Source organism: Streptomyces barringtoniae, from assembly GCF_020819595.1.
In the GTDB taxonomy this organism is placed as follows: domain Bacteria; phylum Actinomycetota; class Actinomycetes; order Streptomycetales; family Streptomycetaceae; genus Streptomyces; species Streptomyces barringtoniae.
The window spans coordinates 281,013-300,873 of sequence record NZ_JAJHNP010000002.1 but is presented as its reverse complement, the minus strand read 5'-3'; the positions used below and the strand labels follow the sequence as shown (position 1 = coordinate 300,873).

Here is a 19,861-nt window from a genome sequence, read left to right as displayed (position 1 = left end):
CACACACCGGGGTCTCGCACAAACCCAGAAGCCCCTCACGCGCAGACGCCGTCCCCGGCGCTACTCTTCCTCCTCGTCAAGGTCATCGAGCCGGTCCAGCAGATCGCGCAGCCGGTCACCGGGAAGGAGGGGAGCCCCTTGCATCCAGTGATCAGGCCACTCCGTCATGGTCGTCGCGCCTTGCCAGCCTCTCGTCGCCGATACCCGGATCTCGGAACTTCGGCACACGCGGTGGGCCTGTCGTTCTCGGTCGCGCCCGAGGTACGCCCGCTGCCGCCGAACCTGGTCAAAATCTTCCGCGAGCCGAACACCGACCTGGGGCTGCAGCCGTCCAACGGTGACCTCACTCCCTGGACCGAGCAGGGCGTGCTGCTGCTCAACAGGGCGCTGACCACGGCTCCGCGGCGCCCGGGCGCCCACCGCGCCAAGGGCTGGGAGAAGGTCACCGAACAGGCGATCCGGTCTCTGTCGGCGCACGGCAAGCCGCTGGTGTCCGTCCTGTGGGGCCGGGACGCCCGCGATCTGCGTCCGCCGCTGGGCAGTCTGCCGGCGGTGGAGTCCGCGCATCCCTCACCGATCTCGGCCGGCCGCGGCTTCTTCGGCTCGCGCCCGTTCAGCCGGGCCAACGACCTGCTGATCCAGCAGGGCGGACAGCCGGTGGACTGGCGGCTGCCGTGACCGTCCCCGGTTATCTGGCGGTGGACTCCGGAGGCTCCGGTCTCCGGGTCGCCGTAGGCACGCCGGGCCGGGCGCCCGCCGCACAGCGGGAGTCGCGGGAGCCGGTCCGCACCGGTGGGCGGGGCATCGATCCCGCCCATCTGATGGCCCAACTCGTCCCGCTGGCCCGCGCGTGCGCAGCGGAGGCCGCAGTGGAGGGGCTGGACACGGCCGTCGTCGGCGCCGCCGGGTTCGCCACCCTGGGCGACGCCCTGCGTGCCGAACTGCCGGGCGCCCTGGCCCGGGAACTGGGGGTACGGCACGTGGCGCTCGCCGCCGACGCCGTCACCGCCTTCGTCGGCGCCCTCGGCCCACGTCCGGGCGCGGTCCTCGCCGCCGGTACCGGGCTGATCGCGGTCGGCACCGACCTCACGGCCTGGCGCCGGGCCGACGGCTGGGGCCATCTGCTCGGCGACTGCGGCAGCGGCGCCTGGATCGGGCGGGCCGGCCTGGAGGCGGCGCTGCGCGCCCACGACGGCCGGGACGGCGGCTCCGCACCGCTGCTGGCCTGCGCGCAGGAGCAGTTCGGCCCGGTGCGCGGACTGCCGGGGCAGCTCTACCCGCGCTCCGACCGGCCCGCCGTACTGGCCTCCTTCGCCCCCCGGGTGGCCACGTGCGCCGCGCACGACCCGGTCGCCGCGGGCATCCTGCGCGCCGCGGCCCGGCACATGGCCGAGTCCGTCGCGGCCGTGTGCCCGGCGGACGGGGAGCCTCGAGTGGCGCTCACGGGCGGGCTGTTCCGGCTGGGCGAGCCACTGCTCACGCCCCTGCGGGAGGAGTTGGCGAGCAGGCTGCCGCACGCCCGGCAGGTGCCGGCCGAGGGCGACCCCCTGTACGGCTCGGTACGGATCGCGGGCGACCTCGCGGCCGGTGGGCTCACCCTGCCGGGTGAACCGACCATGCTCTACGTGGTCCCCGCGCAGGGCGGCTGAGTCTCCGCCAAAAGCTGATTGTTCCCCCTTGTGGTCACTTTGTCAGCCCATGTTCCCGGCACGTGCCCGCAACACGTGTCGGCCGCCCGTAACTCATCAGACAAAACCGGACGGATACCGCTCACCTGCACCCTCCCCGAACGGAGTAGCCCCGGAAGCCAGTAACATGCGGCGCCATGAGCACCCCCACTGGGCCCGAGTCCGGCCTGCCAGTACGAATGCCGCGACCCCGCCAGCCCGGACGGCACCGCCGGCCGGAACCGCTGGTGGCTCCCGAGGGTGCGCCCGCGCTCGCCCTTGCGGTGCCCGGTGCGCCCAGCGCCGCCACGCGCGCGCTCGCCGAGGAGGTCGTGAGCATCGCCCGCTCCGAGCTGCCCGGCCTGGACGCCCGGATCGGGTACCTGGACGGGGACGACGCCGAGTTCCCCACGCTGCGGTCCGTTCTGGTGCGCGCGGCCGAGGAGCGCACGGCCCGTTACGAGCAGGCCGTCGCCGCCGGGGTCGAAGGGGTCAAGGAGCCCGACGGCCCGGTCGCCGTCGTCGTCCCGCTGCTGGCCGGTCCCGACAGCTCCCTGATGCGGCAGATCCGCCAGTCCGTGATGGACAGCCGGGTCGCCGCCGATCTGACCGACGTGCTCGGCCCGCACCCGCTGCTCGCCGAGGCACTGCACGTGCGGCTGTCGGAGGCCGGGCTGGCCCGCGCCGACCGGGCGCGCCTGTTCACCGTGGCCACCGCCGCCGACGGCATCATCCTGGCGTCCGTGGGCGGCGAGGAGGCCGTGCAGGCGGCCGGGATCACCGGCATGCTGCTCGCCGCGCGCCTCGCCGTGCCGGTGATGGCGGCGGCCCTGGACCAGGAGGGCTCGATCTCCTCCGTCGCCGAGCAGCTGCGTTCCTCGGGCTCGCAGCAGCTGGCCCTGGCGCCGTACCTGATCGGCCCGGAGATCGACCCGGCGCTGCTGGCGGCGGCCGCCGAGGAGGCGGGCTGCGCCACGGCCGAGGCGCTCGGCGCGTACCCGGCGATCGGCAAGCTCGCCCTCGCCAAGTACACGACGACGCTGGGCATCGCCCCGCAGCAGCCGCAGGGCATGCCGGTCCGCTGACCTGCGCCGACAGCCGACCCTCCTCGGCACCCGTATGACACAGGGCCCGCTCCCCCGCCCGGGAGCGGGCCCTCGCCGTGCCGGACACCCAGTTCTCGCGGGTGCTCAGCCACTCAGCTGCTCAGCCACTCAGCTGCTCAGCTGCTCAGCTGCTCAGCTGCTCAGCCGAAAACGACGCAGGAGGCCGCGGGGACCCGCACGGAGCCCTCGTAGCAGGGCAGCCCCGTCACCTCGTCCACGGCGAACCACGCCACGTCGCCGGAGCGCTCGTTGGCGGCGTAGAGGAAGCCGTCGTGCTCGGCGAGCGCCCGCGGCCAGTGCCCGCCGCAGGGCGCCGTGCCGATCAGCCGGAGCTCCTCGCCCTCGACGGCGAGGATGGACAGGACGTCCTCGCCGCGGGTCGCGGTCCACACGAAACGGCCGTCGGGCGAGACCACGATCCCGGACGGATAGGCGTCGCCGGCCGGGGCGCCGGGCAGCACGGGGACCTCGGCCAGCGGCTTGAGGGAGCCGGCCTCGGCGTCCCAGCGGCACACGGTCACCGTGGGGGTGAGTTCGTTGACGACGTAGGCGTGCGCGCCGTCCGGATGGAAGGCCAGATGGCGGGGGCCGGAGCCGGGGCGCAGGGCGAACTCGCGGTGCAGGGCGGGAACGCCGTCCTCGAGGGTGCAGATCCGCACCGAGTCCGTGCCGAGGTCGACGCTGACGGCCCATCTGCCGGTCGGGTCGGGCTGCACCTGGTGGGCGTGCGGACCGCGCTGGCGCCGGTCGTGCGGGCCGGAGCCGGTGTGCTGGAGCCGCCCGGAGGGCTTGGCGGCGAGAGCGCCGTCCGGACGCACGGGTACGGCGGTGATGCTGCCGCAGCCGTAGTTCGCGGTCAGCACATGCCCGGCGTACAGGCCGAGGTGGGTCGGTCCGCTGCCGTCGACGCGCACGGGCGGCCCGGCGAGTTCCGGCCGGTCGCCTTCGACCCGGTAGGCGGCGACGGTGCCCTCGGCCGTCTCGCTGACGGTGTACAGCGTGGCCCCGTCCGGCGACAGGAGCAGGTAGGAGGGGTCGGGTAAGTCGTTCACCGCGGTGCCGAGCAGGAGGCGGCCGCCCTCCGGCGCGACCGCGGCGGTCACGAGCCCGGGGCCGCCCGCTGCCGTGAACGAGCCGATGAAGGCCCGGCACCTGCCGGGCCTGCCGTCGTGTGCCACCGCTGTCCCCTTTCGGTCGAGCCCGTCCGGGGCCGACGGTAGCAGCCGATCATGGCCGGTCTAGACCAAGCGCCGGGGGTTGTCGGCGGTTCTTTTCCACATGGGCCGTGTCATTGCCGTTCCCGTGCGGTCCGCCTGCCGGCCGCGGAGCCGTGCGTGCCCATCGGCGGTGTGTCGTCACCGCCCGGCCTGGTGCCACCGCATCGGGCCCGTGTCCATGCCTTGTGGGCCCACCTGTGACCGCGGGGGCCATGTCCGCGCCTTGCGCGCCCGCGTCCGTGCCTCCCGGCCCGCGTCCATGGCCCCGGGGGTTGTCGGCGGTTCTTTTCCACATGGGCCGTGTCATTGCCGTTCCCGTGCGGTCCGCCTGCCGGCCGCGGAGCCGTGCGTGCCCATCGGCGGTGTGTCGTCACCGCCCGGCCTGGTGCCACCGCATCGGGCCCGTGTCCATGCCTTGTGGGCCCACCTGTGACCGCGGGGGCCATGTCCGCGCCTTGCGCGCCCGCGTCCGTGCCTCCCGGCCCGCGTCCATGGCCCCGGGGGTTGTCGGCGGTTCTTTTCCACATGGGCCGTGTCATTGCCGTTCCCGTGCGGTCCGCCTGCCGGCCGCGGAGCCGTGCGTGCCCATCGGCGGTGTGTCGTCACCGCCCGGCCTGGTGCCACCGCATCGGGCCCGCGTCCATGCCTTGTGGGCCCACCTGTGACCGCGGGGGCCATGTCCGCGCCTTGCTCGCCCGCGTCCGTGCCTCCCGGCCCGCGTCCATGGCCCGCGCGGCCTGTGTCCGTCCCTCGCGATATCGCCGCATCCTCGATGCGCCGGGTTCCGGCCCCGCCGGCCGCAACCCGACCTCCCCGCTCAGCCCACGTCATCGGCGGCGCCACAGCCGTGGCCGGCTCAGGCTCCCACCAGCCGCGACCCCGTCGGGGCCCGCAGGGGCTCGGCCAGGTCGGCGAGGGCGCGTTCCAGGCCGTGCAGGTGGGCCAGGGCGGGCTCGGCGGGCGGCTCGGCGGGGCTGCGGACGGACTCCGGCCGGCCCTCGGTGAGCGCCTCGACGGCCGACTCCACGCGCCAGCAGGCCGCGGCCAGACGGGCGTCGTGCGAGGCCTCGGGGTCGGCGGCGACCGCCACCAGGCCACGTACCTCGCGGGCGCAGTCGTCGAGGAGCGCGAGGACCCGGCGGGCGCGCCGTTTGCGGACCGGCATCGGGTTCAGCGGGTGTACCAGCGGGGCCACGGCCAGCCGGACCCGGCCGAGCAGCTGCTCCAGTTCGGCGACGCGGGGCGCCGGGTCGGCGGTCGTGGAGCCGGCGAGGCGAGCCGCGGCCTCGGCCGTACAGGCGTGGACGCAGCGCAGGGCGCGCTGGATCCAGGCGTCCGTGATGGCGTGGGTGGTGACCGGCAGGACGAACAGCACGGCGAGCGCGGCTCCGAGCGCGCCCACACCGGTCTCGGCGAGGCGCAGCGCGAGCAGACCGGGGCTCAGGACGCCGAGGAAGCCGTAGAGCAGTTCGGCGAGCAGGGTCACGCAGAGCATCATCCAGGTGTAGGAGACGGCGGCCGTGTAGAAGATGCCGAAGACGGCGACGGCGACCAGCACGGCCGTCGGGACCGGCGCGCCGCCCACGGGAACGGCGACGAGGAAGCCCAGGCAGATGCCGATGACCGTGCCGAGGACCCGGCGGAAGCCGCGTACCAGGGTCTCGCCACGCGAGGCGGTGTTGACGAAGATCCACCAGGTGGCGCCGACGGCCCAGTACCAGCGCTGCCCCGACACCAGCTGGCCGACGACCAGCGCGAATCCGGCGCCGGCGGTCGCCTGGACGGCCTGCCGCGTGGTCACCCGGGCCAGTCCGCGCCCGGCGGGCGGGGCGGCTACGACGGCCGGGGGCAGCCGGCGCTCGTAGCACCACACGCCGAAGCGCACCACGGCCGCGCTGAGGACGGACAGCAGGACGGCGGCGTACAGCTCGGGCAGCTGCGCCGGGGTGGCGTGCAGGAACTGGGCCACGAAGAAGGTCATGAACGCGAACACGCCGAGGCTGTGCCCGCGCGGACCCCAGCGGCGCGCGTACACCCCGGCGCCGACGACGGCCAGGAAGACGAGGTCGCGGGCGACGGGCACGGCGTGCAGCTCGGCAGCGGCGGCGAGCACCGGCAGGCCCACGGCGGGCAGCAGGGCGGTGGTGACCGCCTGCCCGCGCGCGGTCGGGTCGGTGACGGTGAACAGGGCGAGGAGGGCCGCGAGGCCGCCGGTGACCGCGCCGATGACGGACTGACCGGCGAGGAAGCAGACGACGACCGCGAGGCCGATGCCGAGGACGGCCCGCGCGGCGAAGCGCAACCGCGCCCGCCCCGGGTCCGGAGCCACGAACATCCTCTTCAGCACTGCTGCCCTCCCAAGGAAACCGATGGAAACCGGACGGAACACCGGCACAGAAAAGGCGCCACGGGTCTCCGCAGCGCCATCGACGTGTCCATGAGAGCATCACCGGGGTCACTGGCTCAAGCGGGACCCGAATCGCTGGACCATTGGCCCAGCAAGGCATGTGTGGCCGTGCCGGGCGGAGGACCAACGGTCCAGGTCGGGCGGCACAAGGCGAGGAACGTCCGCTGAGCCATTGGTACAGTCGTCCATCATGGGCGTGGACGAACTCGACACCCGCATTCTGCGACTGCTCCTGGAACAGCCGCGCACGAGCGTGCGCGAGTACGCCCGCATCCTCGGCGTCGCCCGCGGCACGCTGCAGGCCCGGCTGGACCGACTGGAGCGGGACGGCGTGATCACCGGCACCGGGCCGTCCCTCTCCCCCGCCGCCCTGGGCCATCCGGTGCTGGCGTTCGTGCACATCGAGGTCACCCAGGGCCACCTGGACGACGTGGGCGACGCGCTGGCCGCCGTACCGGAGATCGTGGAGGCGTTCTCGATCACGGGCGGTGGCGATCTGCTCGCCCGGGTGGTGGGCCGGGACAACGCCCACCTGGAGGACGTCATCCAGAAGCTGATCAGCCTGCCGGGCGTGGTACGCACGCGTACCGAGGTGGCTCTGCGCGAGCGCGTCCCGCACCGGCTGCTGCCCCTGGTGGAGTCGATCGGCCGGGCGGCGCGCACCTGACGCTTGGCATGCTGGAGCGCATGAGCGATCTCGGCGGCCTCTCGGTCATCTTCGATCTCGACGGAACGCTGGTGGACAGCGAGCCGAACTACTACGAGGCGAGCCGGCAGACCCTGGCCGGGCAGGGCGTCCCGGACTACACATGGGCGGACAACGAGGCGTACGTGGGCATCGGCAACCAGGACGCGACGCGGCTCTGGAAGGAGCGCTACGGCCTGAGCGCTCCGGCCGAGGACCTGCTCGCCGAGCTGAACCGGCGCTACCTGGAGATCGCCCGCACCCGTACGGCGGTGTACCCGGAGATGCGCAAGTTCGTGGAGCTCCTGGCCGCCGACGGAGTACCGATGGCGGTCGCGTCCGGATCCTCCCCGGAGGCGATCGAGGCGATCCTCGCAGGGACGGGCCTGGGCGCCTGCCTGCGCACGGTGGTGTCCGCCGAGGAGGTGCCCCACGGCAAGCCCGCCCCCGATGTGCTGCTGGAGGCGGCCCGGCGCCTCGGCGCGGACCCCGCTGACTGCGTGGTCCTGGAGGACGCGGCACCGGGCGCGGCCGCCGCCCACGCGGCCGGCATGCGCTGCATCGCCGTCCCCTACGTGGCCGCCCAGGCCGACATGCCCGAGTTCGCCACGGCGACCCTGCTGCTGCGCGGCGGCCAGACGGAGTTCACGGCCCAGTCGGCGTACGCCTGGCTCCGGGCCACCGCCCCGTCCCGCTGACCGGCATCGGCACCGGTCAGCCTCGTCATGCGTTGGGCGTTCCTGCCGTGCGCGGGAGGCGGTGGCTGCCTAGCGTGATCACATGACCACAGACCGGGCCGGGCAGGCCCCGCACGACCGGCGCTGGAAAGCGCTCGCAGTCTGTCTGACCGCGGCCTTCATGACCTTGCTGGACACCTCGATCGTGAACGTGGCGCTGCCCTCCCTGGAGCGCGGACTGAATGCCAGTACGGCCGACCTGTCGTGGGTGATGTCCGGCTACGCCCTCACCCTCGGTCTGGCCCTGGTCCCGGCAGGGCGGCTCGGTGACATGCGCGGGCGGCGCCAGACCTTCCTGACCGGGCTCGCGCTGTTCACGCTCGCCTCGGCGGCCTGCGGGCTGTCCACCGGAGCCGCCTGGCTGGTGCTGTTCCGGCTGGTCCAAGGAGCGTCGGCGGGCCTGATCGCGCCACAGACCTCGGCGCTGATCCAGCAGATGTTCCAGGGCGCGGAGCGGGCCCGCGCGTTCGGCATCATGGGCAGCACGATCGGCATCTCCACGGCGGTAGGACCGCTCGCGGGCGGCCTGCTGATCCATGCGGCCGGCGGCCCCGACGGCTGGCGCTGGGTCTTCTACGTCAACCTCCCCATCGGGGTGGCCGCCTTCTGCGCGGCCCTGCGGCTGCTGCCCCGCTCCCCCGGCTCGCCGGGGAAGCGCGAGTTCTTCGACGTGCCGGGCGTCCTGCTCCTCGGCTCCGGTGTGCTCGCGCTGATGCTGCCCCTGGTGCAGGAACAGCAGTGGCACGGACGTCTGAAGTGGGCCCTGCTCCCGGCGGGCGCGGGGCTGCTGGCCGCGTTCTGGGCGTGGGAGCGGCGCCAGGTGCGCCGGGAGCGGGCACCACTGGTCGACCTGCGGCTCTTCTCGCTGCGCTCCTACTCGCTGGGCGCGCTGCTGAGCCTGGTGTACTTCGGCGGCTTCACGACGCTGTTCTTCGTCTACACGCTGTTCCTGCAGAACGGCATGGGCTACGGCGCGCTGGCGGCGGGTCTGTCGTCCATGCCGTTCGCGGCCGGCTCGGCGGCCGGTGCCGCTGCGGGCGGCCGCCTGGTGGTGCGCTTCGGGCGCAAGCTGGTCATCGCCGGGCTGTGCACGGTGGCGGCGGCGATGTGCGGCGTCATCGCGGCCGTGCACTGGGTACCGGGGCGGGGTGTGGCCTGGGCGGCCGCGTTCCCGCTGCTGGTCGCCGGCATCGGCTCCGGCCTGACCATCTCCCCCAACACCACCCTCACCCTGTCCCTCGTGCCCGTACGGCGGGGCGGGGCCGCGGGCGGGGTGCTCCAGACCGCGCAGCGCATCGGCTCGGCCGCCGGTGTCGCCGTGGTGGGCTCGGTGTACTTCGCCCATCTGACCCGCCACGGCAACCCCGCGACCGCGCTCCAGTACGGCCTGCTCACGTCGGTCGGCATCATCCTGCTAGCCCTCTGCCTGGCCCTCGCCGACCTGCGGGAACGCCGGGTCCATGCCCAGTCGGAGCAGATGCGGGAGGCGGCGCGCCAGGAGGCGTGAGGGCAGCCCGGGGGCTGACATGCGGGGGCCGGATCGGCACAGGCCGTGTGGGCAGTTGTGGAGCTCGGCACCGGCGTCGGCGTCGGCACCGGTGGTACGGCATGGCCTGTGACGTCGAGAGCAGTGGCCGCGGGGTATGGGTCGCACGCGGTGTGGCACGGGGTAGATGTGATCGGCACGGGCTGGTCGACACGGGCTGGTCGCCCCCGGCGTGAACCCGAGACCTGCCACGCCGAACCCGCGCCTGCCAGGGCCCCGCACGGTGCGCGGCGCGCCTCTCCGCGCCGGCCCCGGCTGGACCGATCCGCCGTACGCCCGGCCCGCACCGCAAGGCACCGCCGGCATCCGGGATCCAGCGGGGTCGAAGCCGCCGTCCCGCCCTCACGACCTCCGGCGCGGCTTGCCCCGCTTGGGTGTCTGCTTGCCCCCCGCCGTGCGGGCACGCGGGTTGCGGCCGGTCGGCTTCGGCGCCGGCTTCTGCCGGGTGCCGCTCGCCTCCGAGCGCTTCCGTTGCTGCTCGTCCGAAGGCTTGGTGCGGCCGCGGGTGCTGTTGACGGTACGGCCACGGACGATGCCGATGAGGTCCTCCACCAGGTCGGTGGTGGCCTCCTCCGGCCAGCACAGGGCGACGCTCGACTGGGGGGCGTCGGTGACGGGGCGGTAGGTGAGGTCCTTGCGGTGGTAGAGCCGGGCCAGGGACTGAGGGACGACCAGGAGGCCGACGTTCGCGGCCACCAGCTCGATCGCGTCCTCTGTCGTCGCGGGGCGCTCGAAGGCGGGTTCGCCGGGCGGGCTGTCCCAGCCGAAGACGTCGTCCACGGGGTGGAAGAGCACCTCGTCGGCGAGATCGGCCAGGGTCACCTCGTCGGCGGCCGTGATCAGGTGGTCCTTGGGGACGACGACCACGGTGCTCTCGGTGTAGAGAGGGATCGCGCTGAAGAACGTGCGGTCCACCGGGAGCCGTACGAAGCCCGCGTCGGCCTCACCCGTGCGCAGCACCTCGGGCGCCTGGGCGGCGGGGACCTGAACGAGGGTGAGCGGGGTGTCCGGCAGGCGCTCGTTCCAGATCCTCACCCATTTGGCGGGCGTCACTCCGGGTACGTACGCGAGCCGGAACGACGGTGATTCCTCCGAGCCTGTCACCAGGCCAGGTTACCGGCCGTGGCCTGCCCTCCGGTCATCGGCCGTCGCCCGCCCCCCGTCACCGGCCGTTCCCCCGCCCTCCTCACCGGCCGTCGCCCGCCCCCGTCACCGGCCGTGGTCGGCGGCCCGGCACGCGGCCGATACCCTTGACCTCATGAGTTCGCAGCAGAGCACCCAGACGATGAAGCCCGCGACCGCGGCGAAGAAGCTGGGTGTGTACCTCCCCGCCACCCCCGCCTCGTTCCAGGAGGGCGTCGTCACGCGCGCCGAGCTGAACGAGCTGCAGGCGAACCCGCCGGAGTGGCTGAGCGAGCTGCGGCGCAACGGTCCCCACCCGCGTCCGGTGGTCGCGGCGAAGCTCGGTGTGTCCATCGCCGGCCTCGCGCGCGGCGGGGTCACCGAGCCGCTGACCACCGAGCAGATCGAGGCGCTCAAGCAGGAGCGGCCCGAGTGGCTGGAGAAGGAGCGCGCCACCCAGGCCGAGGTCCGCAAGGAGACCGCGCGGATCAAGCAGCAGAAGGCCGAGAAGCAGGAGCGCGCCGCCGGGCGCGGCTGATCCTCCGCGGCTCTCCTGGAGCGGTCTTCTCTGGAGCGCCTCGCCCTCCCAGAACCGTTTTTCCAAGAGGAGGGCCAGGGCGTCGTCGCGCCGGTCCTCGGCGCGGCAGTTGAGGTCGAGGCAGTTGAGGTCGAGGCAGTAGCGGTACGTCTCCACGGCCCGGGCGCGGTCGGAGAGTTCGGCGCCGTCCTGGGCGACGAGTTCGCCGAGCTTGCGGTGGCTGGTGACCATGACGGTGCTGCCGGGACCCGTGGGGATCAGAGCCCGCACCTGGGCGGCCAGGGTGACGTTGTCGTTGAGGACGAGGTTGCGCCGGTCGCGGGAGTGGGTCTCGTACTGCCGCCTCAGTTCCTCGAACCGCTCGGAGACATGTGCATCGCTTCCCTGCAGCGCCCGCAGGGTCGAGGCGAGGGCCTGTGAGGTCTCGGCGGGACCATGGCCGCTCCCACGTCCGACTCGTCGCGCAGGGCGGCATAGTCGACGTAGAAGACGTAGAAGACGTAGAAGAGGCTGGCGGGGAAGTGCTCGCGCCGGTGTCCGCCCAGCGGCGGGCGAGCGCCGTCTTGCCCACCCCGGGCAGCCCGTCGAGGACGACGAGCCGCACTCCGTCGGGCTCGCCGCACAGGCTGTTCATCCGGTCGGCCTCGGCTGGCCGGTTGCTGAACCTGCCGCTGAGGGCGGGCCGTTGGTCGGGCTGAGCGCCGGGTGAGGCCGGTACGGCCGGTGCGGCCGGGCGGACGTCGAAGGCGGTGTCGTACGACGCGTCGCCGCTCTGTCTGGCTGCCTCCAACTCGTCGCGGGCGGTGTCCAGTTCTCCTTCCTCGCCGCGTACCGCCAAGCCCTCTTCACATCGTCCGACGTCAGCCGAAGAAGCTCAGCGGCACCTTGCGGCCGGGGGTGTTGTCCTTGTTGGTGTCCCGGCGAACTCCGCTGAGACGACCCGCAGCACAGACCCGCACTTCGAAGTGGGTCAGGCCGAAGCCCGCAGCGGGCCGGGAAGGCCGGCCTGCAGAAAACGCTCTGCCCGTCGAGGACCTGGAGGACCGGCCGACCAGGCATCGGACAGCCGCGGGGCTCCGCCGGTGGGCCCTCGGGGAGCCGGGTGCGGTCGGCCGGTGCTCATCACCGGCTCCTCCGCCTTCCTGGCTCCCCCATGACCTCGCGCGGCGTTCAGTACTGCTCGGTCTCCATGAAACCCGTGTTGCCGTTGTCGTCCGCATCGAAGGCAGCGGCGGTCGGGTCGAATCCGGGCGGGCTGTCCTTCAGGGCCAGACCCAGGCCGGCCAGCTTCGCCTTGACCTCGTCGATCGACTTCGCACCGAAGTTGCGGATGTCGAGGAGGTCGGCCTCGGAGCGCGCCAGGAGCTCACCCACCGAGTGGACACCCTCCCGCTTGAGGCAGTTGTAGGAGCGGACCGTGAGCTCCAGCTCCTCGATCGGCAGCGCGAGGTCGGCGGCCAGGGCGGCGTCCGTCGGGGACGGGCCCATGTCGATGCCCTCGGCGTCGATGTTCAGCTCGCGGGCGAGACCGAACAGCTCGACCAGCGTCTTGCCGGCCGACGCCATGGCGTCACGCGGACGCATCGCCTGCTTGGTCTCGACGTCGACGATCAGCTTGTCGAAGTCGGTGCGCTGCTCGACACGCGTGGCCTCGACCTTGTACGTGACCTTGAGCACCGGCGAGTAGATGGAGTCGACCGGGACACGGCCGATCTCCTGGCCCACCTGCTTGTTCTGCACGGCGGAGACGTAACCGCGGCCACGCTCGACCGTCAGCTCCATCTCCAGCTTGCCCTTGCCGTTGAGCGTGGCCAGGACGAGGTCGGGGTTGTGCACCTCGACACCGGCCGGGGGCGCGATGTCGGCGGCGGTGACCAGACCCGGGCCCTGCTTGCGCAGATACATCACGACCGGCTCGTCCTGCTCCGAGGAGACGACCAGCTGCTTGATGTTGAGGATCAGGTCGGTGACGTCCTCCTTCACGCCCGGCACGGTGGTGAACTCGTGCAGGACACCGTCGATGCGGATGCTGGTGACAGCAGCGCCGGGGATCGACGACAGGAGCGTACGGCGCAGGGAGTTGCCGAGGGTGTAGCCGAAGCCCGGCTCCAGCGGCTCGATCACGAACCGGGAGCGGAACTCGTCGACGACCTCTTCGGTCAGTGACGGACGCTGAGCGATCAGCACGTGGTATTGCCTCCAGTGTTTGGCGCCCGTTGTGTGACGCCGTGGACACCACGAAGGGTACGGGCGGTTCGGTCGTCAAGGAGGTCGAACCGCCCGAGCCCGTCGGTCTGCCGACCGGTCGGCGGACTCGGCGCATGCCGGAGTGGAGTCCAATGATCAGCCACGCTACTCCGGACGATCTTCGCACAGACCACCGGCTGAGGCGGTCCGCACCCGGCCCGACGTAGTGGCCGACATGCTTGGACGCCAATCAGCTCAACCAGTGACCACACCACTCGGCGGGACGCGATCCGCTGTCGCCCCTCGCATGGCCCGTGCCGCCAGGGGTGTCGCCCGGCTCCGGTGGCAGTGACCGGGTAGACGTCCTGACTGACGGTGAGTCAGGCGAGGCCCCGAGAAACCGCTCCGAGGGCCCCTGCTTCAGCGGTGTGTGCCGTCTCACGCATTCCAAGCGCTACCTAAGTTGTGTGCATCACAGCGGAAATGTCCATTAAGCACCCATGCTCGAAACGGACATCGACGCCCGAAGTGGAGCCTATCTCCAACCTCTTGGGCGCGAACTTTCAAAGTGACCCATGACACAGCACTCGTGACATTCCCGCTTTTTCCTCCGGAAAGGTGCCCCATTATGGCCGCTTACCTCTGTCCTCCTGCCGTGATACACGGCGAGCACGCCGTGAAGACCAGCGAGATCGTGGCGGAGGTGCGCGACCGGCATCCGCACGCTGCGTGGGCGCCGCGGATCGACGGCATCGCGGCCAGCACGGGCATCGAGTCCCGCGGGTGGATGCTGCCGCTGGAGGCCGCCATCGCGCCCGGCAACGGCGGCGGCCTGCGGGGTGTCGGCCTCGGATCGGCCCAAGAGGCGCTGGCCCGCGACGGGTTCACCCAGCAGGACGTGGACCGCATGATCGCCGCACTTGAGGCGATACCCGGTCCGCAGACCGTCCAGGAGCGCACCGCGCCGGCCTGGGAGGCCGTGCAGTCCTACGGCGAGCGTGCGGCGCGCGGAGCCCTGCAGATCGCCGGGCTGGACGCGGCGGACATCGACTGCCTGATCACCAGTAACTCGACCACCCCGGCGCTGCCGGGTCTGGACATCGCCCTGGCCAACAGGCTTCCGCTGCGCAACGACGTGATGCTGCTGCCGGCCACGCAGTGGGCCTGTATCGCGGGGACCCGCTCCCTGGCGCTGGCGGCGGATCTCGTGGCCGCGGACCCCGACCGGGTGGTCCTGGTCGTGATCGCGGAGGCGCTGAGCACGACCTACCAGCCCGCGGACGACACTCTCGAGTCCCTGATCGTCCGGTTGCTGTTCGCGGACACCGCGGTCGCCGCGGTGGTCACGGGCCGCCCGCGGCGCGAGTCGGTGCTGCGGCTGGACACCGCCTGGCACCACACCCTGCCCGGCACCCAAGACCTGCACCGCCTGGAGACGAGGGCGGACGGCACCCACTTCGTGATGGACCGGCGCGGGCCGCGCGCCGTACAGGAGACGGTCACCGCGATGTGGGAGTGGCTGCGCGTCCGTTACCAGGACGACCCCGACTCCTGGCACCCCGACGTGCTGCTGGCCCACCCCGGCGGGACCCGGGTGCTGGAGTACATGGAGCAGACGATGCCCGACGCGTGGCCGTCGGGGCTGCTGGACTACAGCCGGGACAGCTACACCAGCGGCAACCGCGGAGGCGCCGCCGTGTTCGACATCATGCGGCGGGCGCACGACGCCGGGCAGAAGTCGGGCAGTCGCGCCGTCCTGTACGCGGCGGCACCGGGCCTCACCGCCACCGCCCTGGAAGGCGAGTGGCTGTAGCGAGTGGCTGTAGTACGAGCCCGCCCCACCCGCACCGGCAAACGGGCCGTCCGCACCACCGGTCGCGCCACCGGTACCGCTGAGGACACCGTCCGTAGCGTCGGTGGCGCCGGGTGACGCGTACGCCGCCCGTACCCTCGCCGCGCTCCCATACGCCGGCCCCACCCCGGCCTCGCGGCCGCGTCACCTGCGTCGGCCGCACCCCGCCGGCGGCCGCGTCACCTCGCGACTTCCGCCCAGACGACCTTGCCGGTGTCCGTCCACCGCACCCCCCACCGGGTGGTGAGCCTGTGCACGATGTGCAGGCCACGACCGCCGTCGTCGAGCAGGCCTCCCCCGCTCAGACGCGGCCTGCCGTTGCCGGTGTCGCCCACCTCGCACAGCAGGCCGTGACCGGCCCTGATCAGCCGTACCGTGATGGGACCGGTGGCGAAGCGCACCGCGTTCGTGACCAGCTCGCTGACCAGCAGCAATGTGTTGTCCCGGATGTCGTCCCTGGTGCGCCATTGCCCCAGCAGCGCGGAGACCTGCTGTCGGGCACGGGCGGGCGCGTCGTCGCGGGCGGGCAGCCGCCAGGTCGCGGTGTCCCCCTTGCGGTAGCCGATCATCCGCGCGAGCAGCAGCGTCACGTCGTCGCGCTGGTGCACGGGTGCCAGCGCGGAGACGACGTGCCGTGCGGCCTGCTGCAGGGCGTCCCAGGGGTGCACCCTGGACACGGCGTCCGCCAGCCTGCCGATGCCCTCGTCGATCGACACGGCCGGATCCTCCACCAGGCCGTCGGTGTAGAGGGCGAGCAGGGAGCCCGGGGGCGCGGCGAACGTGTGTACGTCGAACGGCTCCCGCAGCGCGAACTCGGCGCCCAGACCGGGATGAGGGCGGACCGCGAGCGGGCCTGCGCGCCCGTCGGGGGAGACCAGGACCGGGGGGAGGTGGCCGGCGCTGGACAGCGCCACGCGGTGGCTGACCGGGTCGTAGAGGGCGATGCAGCAGGTCGAGCCGAGGGCGCTGTAGCCGGCCGCCAGCCCGGACTCCGCGTCGTCCAGCAGCGTCACGGTCTCGTCCAGGTGCTCCAGTACCTCGTCGGGCGCGAGCCCCGCGGACAGCAGCGCGCGGGCCTCCATGCTCAGCTGGCCCATGGTCGCCGCGGCTCCCAGGCCGTGCCCGACCACGTCACCGACCACCAGCGCGGTACGGCCGTCCGGGAGCGGAAAGCTGTTCACCCAGTCGCCGCCGACGCCCGCGCTGTCCGGTGTGGCCGGCTGGTAGACGCTGGCGATCTCGATGGTGTCGCCGCCGGTCCGCGGCAGCAGCCGGCGCTGCAATGCCAGCACCTGCTTGTGCTCGCGCTGGTGCTGACGGGCCAGGTCGACGTGATGGGCGGTCCTGGCAACCAGTTCCTGCAGGTCGAACAGCTCGCTGTCGCGGAAGGGGCAGCCCGCCCGCCGCCAGACCTCCGCCACGCCCAGCACGACGGGCGGCGTGCCGTCCAGGACCAGCGGTATGCACGCCACACCCGCCGACCGGTCACCGGGCACCAGGGCACGCATCACCCGCGGACTGCCGAGCACCCGCTCGAGCGCCTCCCGGTCGGGTATGACGATGGCCTGCGGGGCGTCGTCCCGCCGTACCGCCTGGGCCAGCAGGCGGCTCGCGTCGCTGGGAAGATCGTCGCCCGGAGTCACGTAGCCCTCGGGCCACGCCCGGTCCGGCACCAGGGCCGCCCGACGTAGCCGGATGCGCCCCTGCGCCTGCCCGGTGACTCCCTCGCCCGTCCACACGGCGAAGTCGAGGTCGACGGCGGCCACGTCTCCCCAAGCCAGCAGGGACTGCGCCAGCGACTGTGCGGTCTCGCCGATGTCCAGCGAGGTGCCGATCGCGGTCTCGGCGGCGTACAGGTGCAGCCTCCTGGCCATGGCGATCAGGGAGACGGTCAGGCCTTCCTGAGGAGCCGCGGCGGGCAGGATGCTCAGCGAGACCACCAGCTCCGACCCGTCGCCGCGCCGCAGGCGCTGGATGCGGGCGACGTGCGCCTCACCGGTCTCCAGGACCTGCCGCAACCGCCGTGTGACCGTCGGTACGTCCCCGGGGGGCAGCAGATCGACGAAAGGGCTCCCGGCCTCCGCGTCCAGACCCGCGAACACGGGGGCGGCCAGATTGCAGCGGGTGATTCTCAGATCCCTGTCCAGGTTGACCACGCCGAGAATCTGATCCTGACCGCCGGCTGCCGGGTTGTCGGGTACGGGTTGGCGGGTGGTGCGCTCGGTGCGCTCGCCCTGCGCGCCGGCAGGACCGGCGGCCGCTGCCGCTCCGCCGCGCGGGATGTAGCGCCCCAGGGCGCTGCTGACCAGGTCGAACGGCGAAGAGGACGAGGGGGAGGGTGTGGAGTCCATGCGGCTCTCTCAGCAATCCCCGGCGCAGCGCCGAGGCCGTACTCGGACCCGTGCGACGGGGCCCCGAGATCCCCGACGGCACACCTCATTGAATAACACCGGGGGTCGCTTCGCCCACACCGGCCCACGCGGACGGTAGCGGACAGTGGGGGAATGTTGCGCCCGGTGGTGCCGTCGTCGATCACGATCAGCGGGATACGACCGGGTCGGGCGAGTTCCTCACTCAGGCGGCCGGCCCGGTGGGCATCGGCGACGCGAGCCCGCACCTGGCGGTCGGCGTTGTCCCGGTGCGTGTCTGGTCCAGTGGTACACGCGGCCGAGGAGCCAGCCGGGCGTCGGCCGGACCGCCCTGCTGGCGGCCGGTGACGCCGGCTCCCCGGTGCCGTGTCTGTACAGATCACAGGGGAGTGGCGCGGACGCGCCGAGCGCCGAGGCCCGGCACGTGTGATGCGGGCGCAGCAGCCACCCGAGATCGGAGACGCCGTCACTGCCGGGACCCGCCACAGGGTGCGGCCTCCTCAGCGGCGTCCGCCCAGACGGCTTGCAGGTCCTCGCGGCGGAGATGGGACCCAGCGCGCCGCGATCGCTCGCATCGCGGACGCGGTCGGAGCCGGGCCGCCCCGACCGTCGTCGCCGAGAAGATCTTCAACCCGGTCGTACCTCGGCCATCCGAGGACCAGCCGCCGACCCGGTGAGGAACCGAGCCGGCCACCCCGCGTACGCCTCCTCGGCCGAAGGACGACACTGCCGGAGTGCTCGACGCACGGCCTATAGCGCTGAGTTATGGATTTCTGACGTCTCCCCGATGGTACGGGGATGGCCGAATACTCGTTCTTACGTAAACCGGGTACCGAGATGTACGGCCGACGCCCCATGGCGCTGCGGTCGTTCGAGCCCTGACCGCTCCTGCGACCGAGTGACAGCTTTCCCCATGCGAGTTGTGCGCCACCCTCACCAACCCACACAGCCGGGTGCCGGTCGCATTTCGACGCTGTCCCGGTCCCCGGTCCCCGTCGCCTGTCTCCGGAGGCACCATGCGCTCTCCAGCCACAACGAGACGCACATCCCACGCAGCATCACTCGTGATCGTCCTGTCCGCCCTGCTCACCCTGATCATCGGCCCCGCCCACCCCGCCCACGCGTACAACGGGAGCTCCTCGGCGTGTGCTCTCCAGGGAACGACCGGATACACCGACGAGGGACAACAGACCGACTACACACGGTTCCAGAACCCGGTCGGCACCAAGCACGTGGCCGTGATCTACGTGGACTTCCCCGACGCCGCCGGCACCGCTCTGCCCCTGACCCCCTACTACAACCAGTTGTCGGGCGCCGCCAACTGGATGTGGAACGCCTCCCACGGCAAGACATGGCTCGACCTGAAAGCCCCGTACGGCAACTGGGTCCGCATGCCGAAGAACTCCACCGACTACGACTGGGAACGCGGATTCTCCTGGACCACGCACCAGACCTATGTGAAAGACGCCCTCACCGGTGCCGCCGCTGCCGGCGTCGACCTGTCCCAGTACGACATGTTCTACATCGTGCCGACCGGCACTGCGGCTGCGATCGGTCACTCCCCCACCTTCGTACAGGACCCGGCCCAGCCGACCCAGGTGTGGAACGGGGCGACCCAGAGCTGGGTGACGATCCACTGGGCGGTGACCTTCGGCCAGGACATGTGGACCTGGGGCTACAAGGTCGCCGACCATGAGACCAGCCACACCTTCGGCCTGCCGGACCTCTACGCGTTCAGCGGCGATCAGAACCAGTACGTCGGCGGCTGGGACCTCATGGGCCTGATCTCGGGTCCGGCGCCGCAGTACCTCGGCTGGGAGGCGTGGAAGTTCGGCTGGATCACCGACTCCCAGGTCTCCTGCCTGTCTGTGGCGAACACGTACTCCACGACCCTGAACGGGGTGGAATACGGAGGCAGCGGCTACAAACTGGCGGTGATCAAGACCAGCGACACCACCGCCTACGTCGCCGAGTCCCGCAGGGCCGCGGGCAACGACTCCGGCGCCTGTGCCACCGGTGTCGTCATCTACAAGGTCGACACCTCGACCGCCACCGGCAGTGGGCCGATCCGGGTGGTCGCCAACCCCGATGCCGCCGCCCCCACCGGGAACTGCACCACGCTGGACATGCAGACCTGGAAGCCCGGCCAGTGGTTCGAGGACGGCACCGCCCGTATCCGGATCCACGTCAACAGCTCCGACGCGTACGACGACACCGTCTGGACCTACAAGTGGTGACCGCATAGCGCGAGATGCCCACGATCGATGGCGGTGTGGTCTGCGCATCATGCGCCGGCCACACCGCCCGTGTGTGTCTTCGGCTCGTATCGGCAGCGCTTCATGCCCCCGGGAGCAGCGTCCATAACCCGATGTTCTGGGGATCCGGGAGCTGGCCGTGTGGGCCTGGTCACGTACACCCTTGGCGCACG

At 72.3% G+C, this 19,861-nt stretch carries 13 protein-coding genes and 1 pseudogene; 9 read left to right on the top strand and 5 right to left on the bottom strand.

The features are described from left to right. Positions 1 to 216: 216 nt before the first annotated feature. From LMU33_RS03730 to LMU33_RS03720, 3 genes and pseudogenes are all read left to right on the top strand, one after another. Positions 217 to 678 (top strand): annotated as a pseudogene (locus LMU33_RS03730) (uracil-DNA glycosylase); the annotation flags it as partial. Continuing rightward, positions 675 to 1,649, top strand: coding sequence for an N-acetylglucosamine kinase (locus tag LMU33_RS03725; protein ID WP_228617312.1), 975 nt, complete (start codon positions 675 to 677; stop codon positions 1,647 to 1,649). The pseudogene LMU33_RS03730 and the gene LMU33_RS03725, both read left to right, overlap by 4 nt. A gap of 176 nt (positions 1,650 to 1,825) precedes the next feature. Beyond that, on the top strand, positions 1,826 to 2,752 hold the full coding sequence (locus LMU33_RS03720; RefSeq protein ID WP_228617311.1) for a sirohydrochlorin chelatase: 927 nt from the start codon (positions 1,826 to 1,828) through the stop codon (positions 2,750 to 2,752). 161 nt (positions 2,753 to 2,913) lie between these two features. Here LMU33_RS03720 and LMU33_RS03715 read toward each other — a convergent pair whose 3' ends face one another. Both LMU33_RS03715 and LMU33_RS03710 read right to left on the bottom strand, forming a co-directional pair. Next, the gene (locus LMU33_RS03715; RefSeq protein WP_228617309.1) at positions 2,914 to 3,951 is read right to left on the bottom strand and encodes a lactonase family protein; all 1,038 of its coding nucleotides are present in this window, start codon (positions 3,949 to 3,951) and stop codon (positions 2,914 to 2,916) included. Positions 3,952 to 4,846: 895 nt separating this feature from the next. Next, positions 4,847 to 6,337: an FUSC family protein gene (locus LMU33_RS03710; RefSeq protein ID WP_228617307.1), complete on the bottom strand. Its 1,491-nt coding sequence runs from the start codon at positions 6,335 to 6,337 to the stop codon at positions 4,847 to 4,849. Between the two features lie 250 nt (positions 6,338 to 6,587). On the opposite strand from LMU33_RS03710, the gene LMU33_RS03705 reads away from it, so the two are divergent. The 3 genes from LMU33_RS03705 (at position 6,588) to LMU33_RS03695 (ending at position 9,326) form a co-directional block, all read left to right on the top strand. Beyond that, entirely contained in the window at positions 6,588 to 7,064 is a 477-nt protein-coding gene (locus tag LMU33_RS03705; RefSeq protein ID WP_228617306.1) for an Lrp/AsnC family transcriptional regulator, read from the top strand. Positions 7,065 to 7,084: 20 nt separating this feature from the next. Then, the gene (locus tag LMU33_RS03700) at positions 7,085 to 7,780 is read left to right on the top strand and encodes an HAD family hydrolase (RefSeq protein ID WP_228617304.1); all 696 of its coding nucleotides are present in this window, start codon (positions 7,085 to 7,087) and stop codon (positions 7,778 to 7,780) included. An 82-nt stretch (positions 7,781 to 7,862) separates the two neighbouring features. Next, positions 7,863 to 9,326: an MFS transporter gene (locus LMU33_RS03695; RefSeq protein WP_228617302.1), complete on the top strand. Its 1,464-nt coding sequence runs from the start codon at positions 7,863 to 7,865 to the stop codon at positions 9,324 to 9,326. A gap of 381 nt (positions 9,327 to 9,707) precedes the next feature. On the opposite strand, the gene LMU33_RS03690 is transcribed toward LMU33_RS03695, so the two are convergent. Then, positions 9,708 to 10,469: a LysR family substrate-binding domain-containing protein gene (locus LMU33_RS03690; protein ID WP_228617301.1), complete on the bottom strand. Its 762-nt coding sequence runs from the start codon at positions 10,467 to 10,469 to the stop codon at positions 9,708 to 9,710. Between the two features lie 154 nt (positions 10,470 to 10,623). Here LMU33_RS03690 and LMU33_RS03685 point away from each other — a divergent pair, with 154 nt between their 5' ends. Further along, complete coding sequence (locus LMU33_RS03685; RefSeq protein ID WP_228617299.1) at positions 10,624 to 11,025, top strand: DUF5997 family protein; 402 nt, start codon at positions 10,624 to 10,626, stop codon at positions 11,023 to 11,025. Between the two features lie 1,170 nt (positions 11,026 to 12,195). Here the strand turns inward: LMU33_RS03685 and LMU33_RS03680 are convergent. Then, positions 12,196 to 13,212, bottom strand: a complete 1,017-nt coding sequence (locus tag LMU33_RS03680; protein WP_228617297.1) for a DNA-directed RNA polymerase subunit alpha — start codon at positions 13,210 to 13,212, stop codon at positions 12,196 to 12,198. 628 nt (positions 13,213 to 13,840) lie between these two features. Between LMU33_RS03680 and LMU33_RS03675 the strand changes: the two genes are divergently transcribed. Continuing rightward, positions 13,841 to 15,025, top strand: a complete 1,185-nt coding sequence (locus tag LMU33_RS03675) for a beta-ketoacyl-[acyl-carrier-protein] synthase family protein (protein WP_228617296.1) — start codon at positions 13,841 to 13,843, stop codon at positions 15,023 to 15,025. Between the two features lie 218 nt (positions 15,026 to 15,243). Here the strand turns inward: LMU33_RS03675 and LMU33_RS03670 are convergent, their stop codons facing one another. After that, positions 15,244 to 17,415 carry an ATP-binding SpoIIE family protein phosphatase gene (locus tag LMU33_RS03670; RefSeq protein WP_228617294.1) on the bottom strand — a complete coding sequence of 724 codons (2,172 nt, stop codon included), beginning with the start codon at positions 17,413 to 17,415 and terminating at the stop codon, positions 15,244 to 15,246. Between the two features lie 1,082 nt (positions 17,416 to 18,497). On the opposite strand from LMU33_RS03670, the gene LMU33_RS03660 reads away from it, so the two are divergent. Next, positions 18,498 to 19,670: a metallopeptidase domain-containing protein gene (locus tag LMU33_RS03660; protein ID WP_228617292.1), complete on the top strand. Its 1,173-nt coding sequence runs from the start codon at positions 18,498 to 18,500 to the stop codon at positions 19,668 to 19,670. Positions 19,671 to 19,861 lie beyond the last annotated feature (191 nt).